Annotated in this window: 12 protein-coding genes; 4 read left to right on the plus strand and 8 right to left on the minus strand. The window is 64.6% G+C overall.

The annotated features are described in order from the left end of the window. Positions 1-27: 27 nt before the first annotated feature. From ACP7DD_RS08115 to ACP7DD_RS08140, 6 genes are read right to left on the minus strand one after another with little or no spacing between them, the layout of a single operon-like run. Positions 28-1,827 carry an MFS transporter gene (locus ACP7DD_RS08115; protein WP_426174217.1) on the minus strand — a complete coding sequence of 600 codons (1,800 nt, stop codon included), beginning with the start codon at positions 1,825-1,827 and terminating at the stop codon, positions 28-30. Between the two features lie 11 nt (positions 1,828-1,838). Then, a complete protein-coding gene (gene nagA / locus ACP7DD_RS08120; protein WP_426174218.1) occupies positions 1,839-2,930 on the minus strand; it encodes an N-acetylglucosamine-6-phosphate deacetylase in 1,092 nt (363 codons plus the stop codon). A gap of 5 nt (positions 2,931-2,935) precedes the next feature. Beyond that, a complete protein-coding gene (locus tag ACP7DD_RS08125; protein ID WP_426174219.1) occupies positions 2,936-3,703 on the minus strand; it encodes a DeoR family transcriptional regulator in 768 nt (255 codons plus the stop codon). A gap of 34 nt (positions 3,704-3,737) precedes the next feature. Then, positions 3,738-5,093: a D-tagatose-bisphosphate aldolase, class II, non-catalytic subunit gene (locus ACP7DD_RS08130; RefSeq protein ID WP_426174220.1), complete on the minus strand. Its 1,356-nt coding sequence runs from the start codon at positions 5,091-5,093 to the stop codon at positions 3,738-3,740. Positions 5,094-5,098: 5 nt separating this feature from the next. Next, entirely contained in the window at positions 5,099-6,058 is a 960-nt protein-coding gene (locus tag ACP7DD_RS08135) for an ROK family protein (RefSeq protein WP_426174221.1), read from the minus strand. After that, positions 6,045-7,181: an SIS domain-containing protein gene (locus tag ACP7DD_RS08140; RefSeq protein ID WP_426174222.1), complete on the minus strand. Its 1,137-nt coding sequence runs from the start codon at positions 7,179-7,181 to the stop codon at positions 6,045-6,047. The genes ACP7DD_RS08135 and ACP7DD_RS08140 overlap by 14 nt, the downstream gene beginning before the upstream one ends. A gap of 287 nt (positions 7,182-7,468) precedes the next feature. Here ACP7DD_RS08140 and ACP7DD_RS08145 point away from each other — a divergent pair, with 287 nt between their 5' ends. The 4 genes from ACP7DD_RS08145 (at position 7,469) to ACP7DD_RS08160 (ending at position 13,693) form a co-directional block, all read left to right on the plus strand. Beyond that, positions 7,469-10,504 (plus strand): TonB-dependent receptor, encoded by a 3,036-nt coding sequence (locus tag ACP7DD_RS08145; RefSeq protein WP_426174223.1) that lies wholly within the window; start codon positions 7,469-7,471, stop codon positions 10,502-10,504. Between the two features lie 12 nt (positions 10,505-10,516). Beyond that, positions 10,517-11,815, plus strand: coding sequence for a DUF3472 domain-containing protein (locus ACP7DD_RS08150; RefSeq protein WP_426174224.1), 1,299 nt, complete (start codon positions 10,517-10,519; stop codon positions 11,813-11,815). A gap of 23 nt (positions 11,816-11,838) precedes the next feature. Then, on the plus strand, positions 11,839-13,203 hold the full coding sequence (locus ACP7DD_RS08155) for a Gfo/Idh/MocA family protein (RefSeq protein ID WP_426174225.1): 1,365 nt from the start codon (positions 11,839-11,841) through the stop codon (positions 13,201-13,203). Between the two features lie 163 nt (positions 13,204-13,366). Next, entirely contained in the window at positions 13,367-13,693 is a 327-nt protein-coding gene (locus ACP7DD_RS08160) for a hypothetical protein (protein WP_426174226.1), read from the plus strand. Between the two features lie 92 nt (positions 13,694-13,785). On the opposite strand, the gene ACP7DD_RS08165 is transcribed toward ACP7DD_RS08160, so the two are convergent. Then, positions 13,786-14,076: a hypothetical protein gene (locus ACP7DD_RS08165; protein ID WP_426174227.1), complete on the minus strand. Its 291-nt coding sequence runs from the start codon at positions 14,074-14,076 to the stop codon at positions 13,786-13,788. A 15-nt stretch (positions 14,077-14,091) separates the two neighbouring features. After that, positions 14,092-14,473, minus strand: a 382-nt coding sequence (locus tag ACP7DD_RS08170) for a DUF4331 family protein (RefSeq protein WP_426174228.1), incomplete at its 5' end; no start/stop codon positions are given.

Here is a 14,473-nt window from a genome sequence, read left to right on the forward strand (position 1 = left end):
CTTCACGCATCCGCGCGTGCGAACAGCCTATCGCGCGAAATGCCCCTCGATCTCCTCCAGCGTCTTGCCTTTGGTCTCCGGCAGCAGGAAGGCGGCAGTCAGGAAGTACAGCACTGTGCAACCAGCGCCGTAGAAGAACATCGTCGCGTAGCCGTACTGGCCCACCGTCGGCAGGAACACCGCCGCAATCACCGTCGAAACGAACTGATTGATCAGCAGCGCGATACTCATGCCGTTCGACCGTATGCGGGTCGGCATCAGTTCGGACAACGCCAGCCATACGCACACGCCTGGGCCCACAGCGAAGCTGGCCACGAACAAGCACATCGCCAACGCGACTTGCCAGCCATGCGTGGTGGACGGCACGGCGGCCACGTGGGCCTGCGTGATGCGCAGTGGCTCTGTCGCGCCTTCGGCCGGATCGGCAAATGGATTGAGGTGCAGCTTGCGGAAGAATACCCCGATCACGCTGTCCGCTTGCACGGTATCTTCACGCGTCATGCGCAATGTCGGCAGCGCGGCGTCGTCGCTACGGCGGGCCTGCACGTTGGTGAAAGGGCCGTACGAGTATGCGACGGTCAGCTGCTGCGGTGCGCCGCTGCTATCCGAGCCAAGCGCCTTCAGGGTGGCGCCGTCGAGGCGCAGTTCGAGTCCTTCATTTTGCACGCGCGCTTGCAGCACGGCGGCGACATCGCGCCGACCGCTTTCCACGCTCTGGAACAGCAGGCCAGATGTCAGCAGGGCGATAACGATGCCGGCGGTGCCTAGCTTCAGCAGGAACTTGCGGCCTTTGCGATCGACCAGCACCACAGCAACCACGGTCATCACGGCGTTCAGCATTTTGAGCGCGACGTCGGCCATGTTGGCGGTGGCGCCGGGCAGGCCTGCCTGGTTAAGGATATTGACGACGTAAGCGAGGATGGAGTTGATGCCGGTCGCTTGCGTCAGCGCCAGCACCAGGCAGGCCAGCAGGAAGGGGAGCATGTAGCGGCGGCTCAGCAGCCTGTCGTCTGCGGCGCGGCTGACTTTGACGCCTTTCGCCGTCACCGGCGCGAGTGCGTTCGATATGTCGCGCAGTTCGGCCTCCGCTTCGGCTGCAGGCCGGGTGCGCAGCAGCGCCTCGCGGGCGCCTTCGATGTCGCCACGCTGCGCGAGCCAGCGCGGCGACTCCGACAGCATCAGGCAGCCTGCCGTGAACACCACGCCAGGCGTCAGGCACATCCAGAAAATGCTGCGCCATGCGTGATCCTTCGCGGCGAACACGGTGGCCGCGCGATCAATCTCCGACAAGCTGCCAGCGGCCGCCGTCGCAGTCTCCACCGACTGCGCCTGGAACAAGCCGATCAGCGCCGCGGCCACCAGACCAATCGTCAGCAGCAGCTGGAACAGCGCCGCGCCGCGTCCGCGCTGGCGCGCATGCAGGCACTCGGCCAGGTACAGCGGGACCACCACGCCGATCAAGCCGCCGCTGATCCCTTGCAGCAGGCGGCCCAGCAGCAGCGGTACGTAGCCGTCTGCCAGGGCGATCAACGGAATACTCAGTGTGAACAGCAGGCCGGCCAGCACCATCGCCCAGCGCCGCCCGATCCAGTCGGCCAGCGCGCCGGCGAACAGCGACGACAGCACGGACCCCAGCAGCACGGCAGCGACGATAAAACTCAGCTGCTGCGCGCTCAGGCGCCACGCCACCGACGCCGTCGATTCAAGATAGGGCAGCGCGCCGGCGATGATGCCGACGTCGATTCCGTACAGCAGTCCGCCCATGCCGGCAATGAACAACAGGAAGCGCATCGCGCGTGCGGGTGCTGCTGTCTGGGTGGCTTGCATCGAAACTCCGGCTAGTGGGGGGGAAGGTCAATGGCTTCGCCTTCAACGAAGACGGCCACCGGCTGCAGGTCGGCGTTGAGCACAACGATATCGGCCCAGGCGCCCGCCGCCAGGCGACCGCGTTCGGTCTCGCCCAGGTAGTCCGCCGGATAAAGAGATAGACGATTCGACGCATCGGCCAGGTCCAGGCCAAGGTCGACGAAATTGCGCAGCGCCTGGTCCATCGTCAGCACGCTGCCGGCCAGCGAGCCGGTCGCCAGCCGCACGCAGCCCAGGCATTTATACACGCGCTGGCTACCCAGTCCATACTCGCCGTCCGGCATGCCGGTGGCAGCGGTGGCGTCGGTCACGCCATACAGGCGCGGAATGGCGCGCAGGGCGGCGCGTATTGCGCCAACATGCACGTGCTGCAAATCGGGGATGATCTCTGCGTATTCGGCATGCGCCAGCGCGGCGCCCACAATGCCGGGCTTGTAGTGGTTCAGCGCGGTCATGCCGTTGAACAGGTGCGTGAAGCCGGCGGCGCCGGCTGCCAGCGCGGCGACGCCGTCTTCGTAGCTGCCGTTGCTGTGGCCGATCTGCACGCGGATGCCCATGTCCTTCAGCTGCGGGATCAGCGCCAGGTGGCCCTCGACTTCTGTCGCCAGCGTCAGCGCGCGGATCGGCGCCAGCGCATGATAGCTGCGCACCAGTTCCATGCTGCCGATGGCGATGGCGTCGGCCGGCTGCGCGCCCAGGCGGTGGATGCTGAGGAAAGGACCTTCCAGGTGCACGCCGAGCATGCGCGCGGCGCCAGGCGGCCGTTCGGCGATTGACGCGGCCAGCCCGTTCAGCGCGCGGCGGATGGAGTTGTCGGTCGCGGTCATGGTGGTGCCCAACATGGCCGTGGTGCCGTGGCGTGCGTGGCTGCGTGCCACTTTGACGCCGGCGTCGCCGCCCTGCATGATGTCGACGCCGCCAGCGCCATGCACATGCAGGTCGATGAAGCCAGGCAGGATGGTCAACGCGCCGCCGGCGCCTTCCTGGATCGCCTGGATGCGCTGGTCGAAGGCGATGCTGCCGTTGATCCAGCCATCAGGGGTGAGGATTCGGCCGCTTAACAATGGGTCTATTCCGCGATGACGAGTTCGATGCCGGCGTCGAGCAGGCCGTCGCGATACTCGCGGCTGATGCTGGCGTCGGTGATGACAGTGTGGATGCGATCCATCTGCACGATCCGGTGCAGGCTCACGCGGCCGAACTTGGAAGCGTCGGCCAGCACGATGATCTTCTTGGCCCGCTCCACCATCTTGTGATTCAGGCTAGCCTCGGCCTCATGGTGGGTCGTCACGCCGAACTGCAGATCGAACCCGTCGACGCCGAGAAACAGCTTGTCGAAGCTGTAGGCCTGCAAACAGGCTTCGGCCTGCGTGCCCTGGATCGACAGCGACTGCTTGCGCAGCAGGCCGCCGGTCAGGATCAGGTCCACGCCAGGCGCGTCGGCCAGCTCCCAGGCGATATTGAGGCCGTTGGTCATCACCGTCACGTTCTGCGCCTCGCGCAGATGGCGCGCAAGCGAAATGGTAGTAGTGCCCGAATCGATGATGATGTTATCGCCCGGTTCGACCATGCGCGCGGCCCAGGCGCCTATGCGCTCCTTCTGCGCGTGATTGATCGCATCCTTTTGCGGGATGGTGTGCTCGGTCGGCGGCGTGCGGGTCAAGGTGGCGCCGCCGTGGCTGCGCGTGGCCAGGCCTTGCGACTCGAGCCTGCTCAAATCGGTGCGGATGGTCACGGCGGATACGCCCATCTGCTCAACGAGCTCGGTCACCTGGACCGAACCATGTTGAGTGAGCGCCTGCAGGATCGAGGCGCGGCGTTGACTGGTATTTCGCATGGTGTTTTTAGTGTCGTTTTGCCAAAAGATGAGCTTAACAGATCGCCGACGCAGTTCCTGCAGGCGCAATGTCCTCCGCCGGCGCGATGGCGTTGGCATTGCGGTTGCAGGCGCGCGCATATTGCGCCAGCACGCGGCCGATGCGGTGCTCGAGCAAAGCGTTGGCGTCGGTCGCCAGTAGGCCTTGCAGCACTTCGAGGTACTGCTCCGGCAGGTGCTGGCTCAGCAGAGATAGCGGGATCTCGCGCGCGTCGAGATTGGCGCACAGCTTCTCGACAGCGGCGGCCACCGGCGCCTCGCCCCAGTAATAGCGGCAACGGTCGCTCAGGCCGTAGCGGCGCAACAGGCGCTGCTCGGCGCTGCTGCCGGGATAGTGCTTGCTCCAGTGTTTGGGCTGGGCCAGCATCACCTCGTCCAATACCTGCATCAGGCGCGATGTCTGCCCGGCCGCCACCAGTTCGTCTTCGATGCGGCACAGCGCGAGCAGGCCTTCGCGCAGCGCGAACGTGGCGGCCGGACCCACTTTGAGGATGGCAAAGTGGTCGCGCACCATGTCGTGCAGCGCCGATTCGCGCTGGTAGTCGGTGGAGTGGGCTTCGAACACGATGCCCGGCTGGCCGGCGACGAACGCCGACAGCGTCGCCGCCTGCGCCGCATCGTAATGCTGGATGCGGCTATGGTCGAAGTCCACGCCCGGCTGGACCACCATCGCGATCACGCGGCGCCATGCAACGTGCAGGTCCAGGTCCATGAAAGCTTTGCGGTGCACGTCCAGCGTGCGCTTGGCGGCGCCTGCCGCAGTCACGGCGCCTGCCTTCGCCAGGTCGGCTTCGCCGCCGGGCACCGGCACTTCGGTGCCGATCACGTACACCGGCGCCGGCAGGCCGGCTTGTTCGGCCGCCTGTTCGGCCACCATGCACAGCCGCGCCGAACGTTCGGCGATGATCTCGTCGCTCAGGTATTCGGGATCGTCGGCGCAGCGCATGCTGCAGTCGAGGTGGATCTTGTGGAAGCCGGCCGCCACGTACGCCGCGATCAGCGTTTCGGCGTTTTGCATTGCGGTTGTCGCGTCAAGTTCCTGCCATGCATTCGGGCCCAGGTGGTCGCCGCCAAGCATGAGCCGCTCGAGCGGAAAGCTGTGCTCGCGCGCCAGCTGGTGCACGTAGTCGCGGAACTGCCGCGGCGTCATGCCGGTGTAGCCGCCGAACTGGTCGACCTGGTTCGAAGTCGCTTCGACCAGCAACACCGTGTCGTATGTGGCGGCTACCCGCATGGCGGCGCGCAGCACGCTGGGATGGCTGCAGCACACGCTGTACAGGCCCACGCATTCACCGCGGCGGTGGGCGGCGACGATCTGCTGAACGGGCGACAGGGACTTGGTGGTTTTCATAGGGCTCAATTGTCGTTCGATGATGCGGTTGAATTTTGCCGGGCGAGGAGGGCGGCGCCGCGCGCGCCACCAGCATCGCCAAACGCCGGCGGCAGGATCGGCGGCGTGCGCACGCCAGCGAACAGATGGCGGCGCACGGCGCCAGGCAGCTGCTGGTACAAGTGCGCCAGCTGCGACAAGCCGCCGCCGAGCACGACGACATGCGGGTCGAGCGTCATCACCAGGCTCGCCAGCGCATGGCCGAGCAGGTCGACGTGCACTTCCAGCGTCTTGGCGGCGGTGGCCGATCCGGACTGCGCATGCGCGACGATGGACAGCGGCGTCTCGTCGCCGCCGCCGAAATGGCGATGCAGCTGGCTCATGCCAGGGCCGGATACGTAGCGCTCCAGGCAGCCGCGCCGGCCGCACGGGCATTCGTACAACGGAAGGGCATATGGCGCCAGCAGTGAGGGGGCGAGCGGCCAATGGCCCCATTCGCCGGCCACGCCGTTCGAGCCGCGCAGCAGGCGGCCGTCGAGACAATAGCCGCCGCCGGCGCCGGTGCCGATGATGGCGCCGAACATGCTCGGCATGCCGTCGGCCGCGCCGCCCTGCGCTTCGGACAAGGCGAAGCACTGGCAATCGTTGCCGACGGCGATAGGGCGCTGCAGCGCTTCCTTGAGCGAGCTGACCACCAGCCGGCCGTTCAACGCCGGCACGTTTGAGCTGAGCTGGCGTCCGCTCTCGCTGTCGGTAATGCCCGGCAGGCCGATGCCGACCGCGGCGCGCATGCCCAGCACCGCATCGGCACGAACGAGCAGCGCCTGTATGGCGTCGAGGAATTCGACGAAGTCGACGCACGGCGTGGCGATGCGCTCGCGGTGGACCTCCTTCAGGTCGTGGCCTTGTTCGATGTACGACACCAGTTCGATCTTGGTGCCGCCGACGTCGATGCCGTGGTAGCCGCGCGCTTCAGAGTTCATCATGGCGATAGATGGTAACGCCTTGAACCACGCGGTTCACGATGCCGCCGGTGAAGGGATTATCGGGACGCAGGTTCAGCAGCGCCGACTGGTGCAGCGCGTACTGCTGCGCCATCAGCAGCCAGACAGGCGCCAGCCAGGCGTCAGGCCATGATGGCGTGTCGATGCCGATGTCGCCGCCGGCACCCACCGTGACGCAGGCATTGGCTACCTGGTCGCGCTGAAGTTCGGCCAGCAGGTCGTCTTCGTAGCGGCGCGATAGCGGATCGGCGCTGCGGAACATCACGACCAGCGTTTGCTGGTTGACCGCCGCCTTCGGGCCGTGGCGAAAGCCAAGCGGGGTGTTGGCCATCGCCAGCACGCTGCCGGCGCTCAGTTCAAGTACCTTCAGCGCCGCTTCCTTCGCCAGCGCCTCGAGCGGACCGCTGCCCAGATAGACCACGCGCGTTACCGGCTGCGCCGCCAGGCGGGCCACCGGCGCGGACCAGTCGACCATGGCCTGCTCGGCCACATCGGCCAACGTTTTCAGTCGGTCCACGTGGAAGCCGGGGTCGAACACGTTCAACGCCGCCAGCAGCATGCAGGTAAAGCTGCTGGTCATGGCGAAGCCGCGGTCACAGCTCGCGGCCGGCATCATCAGATTAAGACTCGCATCGTCGGGGGCGCTTTGCTGCGCCAGCGCGCCATCGGCGTTGCAGGTGATGTTAAGGAAGCGCGCGCCCGGAACCAGGTCGCGCACGAGCTGCATGGCGGCGGTGCTCTCGGGGCTGTTGCCGCTGCGGGCGAGCGACACCAGCAGCGTCGGCGCGCCGGCTTCGAGGTACAGGGCCGGGTGCGTCAACAGGCTGGTGGTGGAGATGGCGCGCACCTGGCATGGCCAGGCGGCGTTGATCTGGTCCGCAATGATTTCGCCCACGTAGGCGGAGCTGCCGGCGCCGGTCAGGATCACGCGCTGCTGCGGATCGCGCAGCCTGTCGGCGAGGAAGGCGGCGATGCGGCCTTGTTCGGCGACCAGATGCGCGGCGAGCTCGCGCCACAGGGCGGGCTGGTGGGCGATCTCTTCTGCGGTATGGATGCCGCCGATGTCGCCCCATGAAAGGGCAGTCCGCTGGAATAAGGTAGTCATCGAAAGGTTTCTTGATTAGGTCGAATAAATAATAAGATCTATTCGTTCTAAAGTCAATTTCGAAAGTAAAAAGAAAGATAGTTGATTGGTCGCTACAGCTTAATTGTAGCTGTTTTGCTACGATATCGAAAGTTTACGATCATGCGGGCGGTTTATACGAAAGGTTTTGACGTTTAATTTACGGAAAAACCTTTTTTTTGTTGACCATGCTGATTTTTATTTTTAGAGTGAATACATCGCAAGCAACAGACTTTCGAAAACGAATGAAAACAGAAGGAGAGACCAGCATGCACCAAAGCCGCTTCAAACCTCGCATCACCGCCATCCACCAGGCCACGCTAATCCTTATCGGCTTGACCGTGGCGGCCGCCGGCAGCCCAGCCTGGGCGCAGTCCAACGCCACCACGACCATTTTCGGCCAGGTCAAATCGCCCGCCGGCGCCACGGTCGTGCTGGAGAATCTGGACACCGGCGTGCAGCGCACGCTGACGCCGGATGCAGCCGGGCGCTACGTCGCCAACTCGATGCCGCCGGGACGTTATGCGGCGCGCGTGCTGCGTGGCGGTTCGGTACAGGATACGCGCGAAGTCGAAGCGCTCGTGGGCAGCGGTGCCGAGGTCAATTTCGAGAACGATCAGGGCGGCCAAACGGTGGTGGTGCGCGGCACGCGTACTTTCATCGATGTCTCCAACACGAATAACGGCGTGGTGTTTACCGCCAAGGAATTGAAGGCGCTGCCGGTAGCGAACGATATCGCTTCGGTGGTGCAGCTCACGCCTGGCGTGGCGCGCGGCACCAACAGCCAGTACGGCAACGCGCCGTCGATCGGCGGCTCCGGCCAGTCGGAGAATGCGTTCTATGTCAACGGCTTCCCGGTCACGAACATCCTGACCCAGGTCGGCGCGTCCGAATTGCCGTTCGGCGCGATCTCCAACTTGCAGGTGCTGTCCGGCGGCTACGGCTCGGAGTTCGGCCGCTCCACCGGCGGCGTGGTCAATATCACGACCAAGAGCGGCGGGAACAAGTTTGAATTCGGCGGCAAGCTGTCGACCATTCCCGGCGGCCTGAAAGGCAGGCCGGAAAATATCTACTATCCGAATACCGGCGCCAATCCCAAGACCGACGGCAATCTGCTGTACTGGAACCGCGATAACACCAGCTCGAGCAAGACCGCGGGACTGTACGGCAGCGGCCCGCTGATCAAGAACAAGCTGTTCGCGTTCGTCGCGCTGGAACGCACCAAGTCCGACTCGGAAGCCGTCGGCGCCTCCACCGATACCACCGGCACCGCCTTGCGCACCGGCTGGAGCACCAGCGCGGCGACGGTGGAGCGCTACCTGGCCAAGATCGACTACAACATCACCGATAACCACCGCCTCGAATACACCAAGCTGTATGACCGCACCGAGTCGAGCAGCCGCGCCTATGGCTATTCGTATGCTACGCGCTCGCACGACAACGTCCCCGGCAACGCCGGCGAGACCGCCATCAACTGCTGCGGCGCCTCGGCCGCCCCCGGCTCCAACGTCAATATCTTCAAGTACACCGGGTACATCACCGACAACCTGACCGTGACCGCGCTGTACGGCGATTCGCGCACCAGCCATCTGCGCCTTCCGGCAGGCTACGACGCCAGCCTGGCGCAGGTGTCGACCGGCGCCACCGTGCAAGTGCCGGGCCTGGCCTACGCGTCGCCGCAAACGGTGACCGGCAACATCGTCGATCCCGCATCCGGTGACCGCCAAAAAGCCAAGCGCCTGGACCTCGAGTACAAACTCGGCGCCCACTCGCTGCGTGGCGGTATCGATCGCATCGACGTCGAATCGATGGTCGGCTTCACGCTGGCCGGCGGCTACCGCTGGAGCTACCGCAAGGCTGCCGACCCGGCTCGCGCGATCAACGGCGCCTTCGAGACGCCGGCGCAAGGCGGCGGTTACGGCGCGCAGGGCTTCTACGTCAGCCGCGATTTCTACAGCAATCTCGCGCGTCCGACCAGCGAACAGTCGGCGCAGTACATCCAGGACCACTACCAGGTCACCGACCGCATCCTGCTGGACCTGGGCCTGCGCCGCGAACAGTTCACCAATTACACCAGCACCGGCGACGCTTTCATCTCGCAGCGGAACATGATCGCGCCGCGCCTGGGCGCCACCTGGGACTACAACGGCGACGGTTCGCTCAAGCTGTTCGCCAACGCCGGCCGCTATCACCTGCCGGTGCCATCGAACCTGTCGAGCAATATGGCCGCGCCGTTCACCTCCACCAGCGAGTTGTTTACCTATACGGGCGCGGATCCGGTTACCGGCGCTCCGACCGGCCTGCACCAGATCGGCAAGCCCTACTCGGCCAATAACGCGTACGGCCAGGCGCGCGACGCGCGTGAAGTCACCGCCGTTGGCCTGAAGCCGCTGTCGCAGGACGAGTTCTCGCTCGGCTTCGAGAAAGCCTTCAACAAGCAGCTGGTGGTGGGCGCCAGCACCCTGTACCGCAAGCTGAACGACACCAACGACGACACCTGCGACCAGCGTCCGATCGACGACTGGGCGGTCCGCAACAACGTCGACACCGGCCATTGGGGCGGCTTCCAGTGCGCGATTATCAATCCTGGCCGCGACAGCGCGCTGATGATCGATTTCGCCGACGGCAAAGGCCTGCGGCGCGTCGACATCACGGCGGCGCAGTGGGGCAACCCGACACCGGAGCGCAGCTACAAGGCAATCACGCTGTTCGCCGAGCACCCGTTCAGCAGCGGCTGGTACGGCAAGCTCACTTACACGCTGTCGGCCTTGAAGGGCAACATGGAAGGCCAGACCGACACCATCGGCGGCGGCGACGTCGGCCTGACCATCAGCGACGACCACAAGGAGCTGATGTACAACGCCTACGGCTATCTGCCTGGCGACCATCGCCACGCCATCAAGGCGTATGGCTTTGCGCAGGTAAGCCCGGAAGTGACCGTCGGCGCCAACCTGTCGCTGATGTCTGGCGCGCCGCGCAACTGTATCGGCGAACTGCCGGCCGATCTGAAGTTCGACAACGACTACGGCTCCGCCTACTTCTACTGCAACGGCGTCGCGACGCCGCGCGGTAGTCAGGGCCGCTTGCCGTGGCAGGCGCAGCTCGACCTGAACCTGGCTTACGCGCCAAGGTTCGCCAAGGGACTGAGCCTGAAGGTGGACGTGTTCAACCTGTTCGACCGCAAGACCATCCAGCGCTACAACGAGACGCGCGAAGACGGCGGCGCCATCGCCAAGAGCTACCTGCAAGTGACCAGCCGCACCGCCCCGCGCTCGGTGCGCCTGACCGCCGAATATGCATTCTAAGTGGAGCGAACCATGAACCGACGTTATTTGTTTTTGTACTCGTCTGTGCTGATGCTGGCCGGCTGCGGCGCCGACAGCGCGCACTCACTCGGTCGGGCCGATGCGACGGCGGCCAAGGCGACTGTAGTAGCGGCCCCGGTAACTGTGGCGCTGGCCGGCAACGCCTTCATCACCGCCCCGGCATCCGGCGCCGGCGGGATCATCAACGACAACGGCCTGGCCAACTGGACCAGCGCCAGCACGGTGACCAGCGCCTACTTCCGCATGGCGTCCGCCGGGTCGGTAACGCTGGCGCTGGACGCCAAACTAGCCGGCAGCAATAAAAGCACGATCCGGGTGACCGTCAACGGCACCGCGTTCACCGTGGCGCTGGCCGGCGCCGCCAGCAAGACGTACGCGGTCGGCACGGTCAATGTCGCCGCGCCAGGCTATGTCAAGGTCGACCTGCAGGGCATCAGCAAGGACGGCGGCTATTTCGGCGACGTTGCGGCGCTGAAGGTGACTACCACCGCCACCATCAACTACGCCAACGACGCGGCCAATTACTACTGGTCGCGGCGCGGGCCGTCGGTCCACATGGGCTACACGACGCCGGCCAACACGGAGTACTTCTACAACGAGCTGACCGTGCCGGCTGGGCAGGATCCTGCCGGGTCCTACTACATGGCGAACGGCTTCGGCCAGGGCTATTTCGGCATCCAGGTCAAGTCGCCGACGGAGCGCTGGATACTGTTCTCGGTATGGGATGCGGACAACGGCGGCAAGACAACGCTGGTCAGCAAGGGCGCGGGCGTGGTCGACAACACCTTCGGCGGCGAAGGCACCGGCGGCCAGTCCTACCTGACGTACAACTGGATCACTGGGAACACCTATCGCTTCATCACCCGCGTGCGTCCGGACGGCGCCGGCAGCACCGACTATTCGGCCTGGTTCTATGCGCCAGAGACGGGCTTGTGGCGCTTCATGGCGACCTGGAAGCGTCCATCCATCTCGACCTACCTGACCGGCGCGCACTCGTTCCTCGAGAACTTCATCGACACCAAAGGCTATACTGCTCGCCGCGTCTCCTTCGGCAACCAGTGGGCACGCTCGGTATCTGGCGCATGGACGGAGCTGACGACAGGGCGCCTGACCGGCGACGCCACGGCCACCAATGCCCAGCGCATGGATTACGCCGGTGGCGTGGACAACGGCCGCTTCTACCTGCGCAACGGCGGCTTCTTCGCCGATTATGTCCCGGTCGGACAAACCTACACCCGGCCCTCGACTGGCCAGCAACCGGCGGTGGATGTCACCACGCTGCCACAGTAAGACGATCTTTTTGAAGGAGTCCCATGAATTCAGCTTTTAATCGACGCCACTTCCTCGCCGCCGGCGCCGCCTTTGCCGGCGGCCTGATGCTGCCGACGGCTTTTGCGGCGGGGCGCCAGCGTCTGCGCCTGGGCATGATCGGCACGGGCATGCGCGGCCAGGTGCTGTTGCAGGAGCTGCTGCGCCGCGACGACCTGGACGTGGTGGCGCTCTGCGACATCGAACCGATCATGCTCGGCAAAGCACTCAAGCAGATCGAGAAGTTCAACAAGCCGCGGCCAAAACTGTTCGGCGAAAACCGCGATCCGCAGGCCTACAAGCGCATGCTCGACGCCGGCGAGCTCGATGGCGTGATCATCGCAACGCCATGGGAATGGCATGCGCCGATGGCGATCGCCGCGATGCAGGCCAAGGTGCCAGTCGGCTGCGAAGTCGTTGCGGGCATCACGCTGCAGGATCACTGGGACGTGCTGAATACGCAGCTCAAGACCAGGACACCGTATATGCTGCTCGAGAACGTATGCTTTCGGCGCGACGTGATGGCGGTGCTTCAGATGGTGCGTGCAGGCCTGTTCGGTGAGCTGGTGCATTTGCAGGGCGGCTATCAGCACGACCTGCGGGCGGTCAAGTTCAACAACGGCGACCCGGCCAAGCCGTACGGCAGCGGCGTGGAATACGGCAGCAAGGGCTGGTCCGAAGCGCGCTGGCGCACCGAGCATTCGGTGCGGCGCAACGGCGAGCTGTATCCGAGCCATGGCATCGGCCCGTGCGCGATGTACACCAACATCAATCGCGGCAACCGATTCACGCGCATCAACGCCTTCGCTACCAAGGCGCGCGGCCTGCACGACTACATCGTCAGGCAGCCGGACGGCGCCAACCATCCTAGCGCAAAGACCTCTTTCAAGCTCGGTGACGTGGTAACCACCACGCTGTCGTGCGCGAACGGCGAAACGATCCTGCTGCAGCACGATACGTCGCTGCCGCGCCCCTATTCGCTGGGCTTCCGGGTGCAGGGCACCGACGGGCTGTGGATGGACCTGAACAATTCGATCCACATCGAGGGCAAGAGCCGTGCGCACCAGTGGGAAGACTTCCAGGCCTATCAGGACAAATACGAGCATCCGCTGTGGCGCAAATATGCCACGGCGGCGGAGGGTGCGGGCCACGGCGGCATGGACTTCTTCGTCATCCACTCGTTCGTGGAAGCGTTGAAGGCGCAGGCGCCGATGCCGATCGATATTTACGACGCGGTCAGCTGGAGCGCCATCACGCCGTTGTCCGAGATGTCGATTGCGCAGAACTTCCAGACGCTGGACTTCCCTGACTTTACCGGCGGCCAGTGGAAAACGCGCAAGCCGATTTTCGCGTTCGACGATCGCTATTGATCATCGGACGATGTCGGGGTTGAGATGACTCGACCCCGACATCGTCCGCCACAGGCAGGGTCTGCTGGCCTCTGTCCGGCAATGGACGCGTGCAGCTGGCGCGCGAAGTCATTGCGTTGCAACGCCCGAGGCCGTAAAAGCGAAGGCGCTCAGTACAGTGATTATGAAGGCCGTGGAAATCGAGGTCGTGAGTGGGGCAGAAACCATCGATGGACGAAAACGGTGGCAGTCTGATGTGAGAGCATATCGAGACGATGGGACAGTCAATTTGATGCTGAAAGAGATGAATTGGAGCTACAGCAATCTTGTTCAACAGCGCAGCAGTCCTTTCGATCCCGATCTGATTTACATTCGCAACATGACCAGTGACGGAACTTTAGTACGCATAACGGCGAATAAACTGCCTGCGGGGGCAATTGAAAGAAAGGGCACCATCGCCATCGAGGGCCATGGGCGCAGGTACGAGGTCAACGTCACGGTCAGGAAATAACCTTTAAGTTGGTGACAATCGAGCCGCCAACCGTAAAAACGCTGGAACCTCGTTAGCGAAAACGAAGGTTCCAGCGGGATGATGCGCCGGGATTACGAAACCGGTTGCGGCTCTGTGTCTTCCGGTGACGTGGCGACGATCGCTTCCACCGTGGCGCTAGGCTCGGTGTCTTCCGCCGAAGCACCAATCAGCGCGCTGACGGCGGCAAAGAAGGCGTCGACCATCGGCGTCGGCGTTGGAGCCGGCGTCGGCGCCGGCACCGGTGCATCCGGCGCGCGGTAGTCGTCGCCGTCGCCACCGCAGGCGGTCAGGCTTACCGCTGCCAGCATCGTCACCGCGACGATGACCGCGCGTTTGCGGCCGGGGATTGTGAATGGCTTCATAGGTTTCTCCTCGACTTAGTTATTGCCCGGCAGCGGGGTGTTCAGGTACGGGAACACGCCCTTGAAGTCGGCAGCGGTCTTGCGCACGCCATCGGTCAGCGCTGCACCGCCAGCTGGTGCATCGGATGGCTTGCAGCCAACTTTGAGCGTATCGGTGGCGCCGGTCAGCACGCACAGCGCGCCCATGGCAACGCGCAGCGACAGGTCGGTGACGTCGTCGGCTGGACGGCGGCCGTTCGGGAAGCCGGCGTTGTCGCCGGCGGCTACGCCGAGCGGGCTCTGCGTAGCGACCGGACGCGGCGCGATCGTCGTGTTCAGGCGCAGCATCTCGGAGGCGACCACGTTCTTAGGCTGGTTGACGCCCTCGATACCCTTCAGGAACACGGTGACGAGGTCG

The sequence above is a fragment of the Massilia sp. TWR1-2-2 genome (assembly GCF_049897565.1).
Classification (GTDB): domain Bacteria; phylum Pseudomonadota; class Gammaproteobacteria; order Burkholderiales; family Burkholderiaceae_D; genus JAFCUW01.